The organism is Paenibacillus sp. OT2-17, from assembly GCF_009827695.1.
GTDB classification, from domain to species: domain Bacteria; phylum Bacillota; class Bacilli; order Paenibacillales; family Paenibacillaceae; genus Paenibacillus; species Paenibacillus polymyxa_B.
This window is the reverse complement of sequence record NZ_WUDQ01000419.1, coordinates 1-3,295: the sequence shown is the minus strand read 5'-3', so window position 1 is coordinate 3,295 and position 3,295 is coordinate 1. Positions and strand designations below refer to the sequence as shown.

The following is a 3,295-nucleotide window of genomic DNA, read 5'->3' as shown; positions in this document are numbered from 1 at the left end:
CACTCCTGGCCAGGTAAAAATGGTTTCGGTAATAACCGCTCCACCAATCAGGTAACCGACCTGCAAACCAAGTACGGTAAGTGTTGGAATAAAGGCGTTAATGAGTGCGTGCTTATAAATAACAATTCCTTCGCGCAGACCTTTGGCTCTGGCTGTGCGAACAAAATCCTGACCGATCACTTCCAGCATGCTGGAACGCATCATCCGTGCCACAATCGCCATAGTGCCTGTACTGAGACAGACTGCTGGCAGAACCAAATGGGATAAACTGCTTTTTAAAGCTACAAAATCACCGGTCATCAAACTATCGAGTACATAAAGTCCCGTAACGTGCGTCGGCGGATTGATGTCACCGCTAATTCGACCCATGGGCGCAGGAGCGATGCCCCATTTAGCATAGAAGATATAAATGAATAACAGGCCAATCCAGAAAATGGGCATACATGCACCGATCAAGGAAAACACACGTGAAATGTGATCAACAATCGATTCTTTACGGGTTGCTGCCAGGATGCCGATTGGGATTGCCACCAGAATCGCAATAACCAAGCTTGCCAGCGCCAACTCGATGGTTGCTGGAAACCGGGTAGCAAAGTCGCTTGCCACTGACTGTCCAGTGTGATAAGCCTGACCCAGATCACCTTGGAACAATCCAACTACATAATGAAAAAATTGAATGTACTTCGGTTGATCCAGTCCCATGCTGCTTCGAATATTTTCAATCGTCTCGGGTGTAGCCTGTTCCCCCGCAAGCATCACGGCAGGATCACCCGGAAGCACTCTTGAGATCATGAATGTAATAACGACAATACCAAGCAGTGCCGGAATCATTTGTATCAATCTACGTAGTGTGTATACGGCCACAGCCTGTCCCTCCTTATCCGTAATTCCTCGTGTATTTGTCACTTTTCTTTTCATCACTTGTTATTTTTATTCATTGTACTAAGGAACAAGAACGGTTTCCACGTCCTGAATAACTAAAAATAATGACGAATTTTGTCGTTTGCGCACTAAAGTTACTCACCATGTTATTTAAATGTCGTGTTTTATTCGAATATAGAAATCAAAATCAGCATGATGCCAAACAAGCGATCCCCTTTCAAAAGGAAATCGCTTGTTTTTTATATATAGAGATTGTAGTATTAGGCCGATCAGGAAAGGAGAAATAATCGCGAGCACTGCAAAAAACGAGGTGTTCGACTCAGCATCTTGCTGTCCGGTCGCACCTTAAAGCGAGGGGTAGCGAAAATACGTATTGCTTTGTCTTTCTCTATAGATTTCCAGTCACGATAATACCATTTGCTCGCTTCAGGTGTGCTCTGACCCAAGCTATAAAGGAATCGATAAATATGTGCAATTCCGGCTCCTTGGCAGGCCAAGCATCCAATTCTGTTAATATCTCATGCCATATCGACTCCGGAATCGGATTATCCCAACAGGGATCAAAAGCCTCATACGTTTCCCCCGTATCAGGATCGTCAAGTGGATATTTGGACTTTAACGCAGACAACACGATATCAAAGTCATCTGCGTAGATAAAGATTATCTCCTCCAGCTTTGGTTCATCCGTATCCCCAAGTATATCCAATATTGGCTCGTGGACCACTATAGCGATAGATTAGTGTCTGAATCTCTTTTTTGTCCTTCTTACTCAATCTCACCACTCCTTTCTTCGGCTACAGATCGAACCATTCTGCAGCACGCTCCTCTTCTTCCAGCACCCTGTACATTCCTTCCCTCCACTTCACCGCATCTTCGCCACCAATATGAAATAGACAATAGATATAAAGTTCACCGTCTTTTAACCCTTCAATATTCCTTGCCTCTTCCACTGAAACTTGGAGCGCCTCAGGCCAATCGGGATCATTCTGAAGCAGGGCAAAGCCATCCTCATCCCTTTGCATCCGATATCCGTCAATCCTAGGCAATGCTTCAGCTAAACGATCCATTAGCACTTGAATATCCTTAACATCTGCGACTTTAATTCCATACTCCCAACCCATCTGCATCCCTCCAATTTTATGAACTTCTCCTTAACTAGCCCCCCCTAAATCGGATTTCACCTTCTCATTCACCTCAGGAGTTCAGTCGTAGTCCGCATATAAGAGGTACTTTTTTGTTTAAAACCACCCACTTTTGCTGGATTTCCATGAGCCTCCCACTTTCCTTCTGCTTTCCCTGAATTTTCTTAAAACTTATTATAATAGATATCTAAACTATGTAGCTTATGAATTAGCAAATTGAGACCTTTTGACTATCATTCAAACCAGCAAACAAAATAGGCTTCTCGTGAATATAGCACGGAAGCCTATGGGTTCATCAAACAACTCTATTATTTATTTGGCCTTCTGAGATACCAGCTCACTATTCCCTTTTCTCTTTCTTACCCCCAACATAATGATGGCCATAACAGCTACTAGAGCTGCTATAAGAGCAAAAGGAATATATTTGTCCACCCGATATAGCGTCGTTGTCAAAATAGGAGCAATAATTGCAGAAATCCCTTGGACAGTGGCCACCAGACCAGCGGCTCCCCCTTGCTGTTCTTTACTAACAGAAAGAGAAGCCCCAGCCATAAATCCAGGCATAAGCAAGCCTGTACCTATACCAAACATAAAGAACGCTAAATAGTAAACAACCATGCTGGCTGACATGAGGAATATCAGCATACCGGCAATAAGGAACAGAGAACCGAGCAAAATCATCGGCTTGGGTTGCCATTTAAGCCATTTCATCTGAACGATCTGTACAATCAACATGGCTGCACCGGAAAACATAAGTCCAAAGGAAACCACTCTTGCTGTTTCTTCGGATGAAAGGCCTAATTGATCTTGAAAATAAAATCCGCCAATAACCTGGATGGTCACAATACTAATCATCGTAACCAAACCTGCGAACAAATACATTCGTAGACCGGGTTGAAAGGGGTTAATTCGGGCTGGCTTTTGCTGAATAACGGGCTTGGCAGACGGAATTGCCAGCAAGGCCACTACAAATGCTACAGCAGCAATTACAATCCCAAAATATAGAGGCCACAGCAAGCCTATTAAAGTAAAGGCACCTGCAATAGCAGGACCAAATACTAATCCAAGTCCATTGGCTGCGCTAATGATCGCCATCCCACTGCCTCGATCTTCTCCCTCGGTCACATCTCCCATATAAGCTTGGGAGGATGACAATACCGCCGGGATAAACCCGCCGATCAAACCGCGTGTAACAATTAACAGGACTAACAGCAGCCCCCCGCTGAGCCAACCTTTTAATCCTGCAAAAAGAGTAAGCGTAAACAGCAAGC

4 protein-coding genes are annotated in these 3,295 nt (G+C 44.2%); all 4 read right to left on the bottom strand.

The features are described 5' to 3' along the window. The coding region (locus tag GRP75_RS22340; protein ID WP_337194257.1) for an ABC transporter permease at window positions 1-864 on the bottom strand (864 nt) is incomplete at its 3' end. Window positions 865-1,270: 406 nt separating this feature from the next. Beyond that, entirely contained in the window at window positions 1,271-1,588 is a 318-nt protein-coding gene (locus tag GRP75_RS22335; protein WP_237449142.1) for a hypothetical protein, read from the bottom strand. An 88-nt stretch (window positions 1,589-1,676) separates the two neighbouring features. Next, window positions 1,677-2,003, bottom strand: coding sequence for a hypothetical protein (locus GRP75_RS22330; protein WP_160790391.1), 327 nt, complete (start codon window positions 2,001-2,003; stop codon window positions 1,677-1,679). A gap of 333 nt (window positions 2,004-2,336) precedes the next feature. Further along, the coding region (locus GRP75_RS22325; RefSeq protein WP_160790390.1) for an MFS transporter at window positions 2,337-3,295 on the bottom strand (959 nt) is incomplete at its 5' end.